Source organism: Streptomyces sp. IBSBF 3136, assembly GCF_036815105.1.
Lineage (GTDB): Bacteria > Actinomycetota > Actinomycetes > Streptomycetales > Streptomycetaceae > Streptomyces.
Genome location: NZ_JAJSZC010000514.1, coordinates 1 through 317, shown reverse-complemented (window position 1 = coordinate 317; position 317 = coordinate 1). Strand labels below are relative to the sequence as shown.

The following is a 317-nucleotide window of genomic DNA, read 5'->3' as shown; positions in this document are numbered from 1 at the left end:
GCCCCCGCCACTCCGACCCGCGCCCCGCCCCGGACACCACGAGTGACGTGATCCGCTGGGCGGCCTTCAGCTGCGTCCTCGTCCCCGTGGTCCTCGTCTGGTACGGCACCTCCTTGGCGGGCGCCGCCGGCACCGCCTTCGGACTCGCCGCCGTCACCGCCGCCTGCCGTGTCCTGCTGCGGCGGTCCGAGCGTTGCGCCGCGCAAAGAGGCGGACGTCACACCAAGGGATAGACACCGGTCGACTGACCGGTTTTTGCACCCTCGAACGCTTCTTTTCGGCCAACTTCCGGATACCGCCCCAAGGGGGTCCCACCC

Annotated in this window: 1 protein-coding gene; it reads left to right on the top strand. The window is 71.0% G+C overall.

Going from position 1 to position 317, the window contains the following annotated elements:
• Positions 1-233 (top strand): hypothetical protein (locus V7E45_RS40520; RefSeq protein WP_443056365.1); only part of this gene is annotated, 233 nt, incomplete at its 5' end.
• Between the last annotated feature and the right edge of the window lie 84 nt (positions 234-317).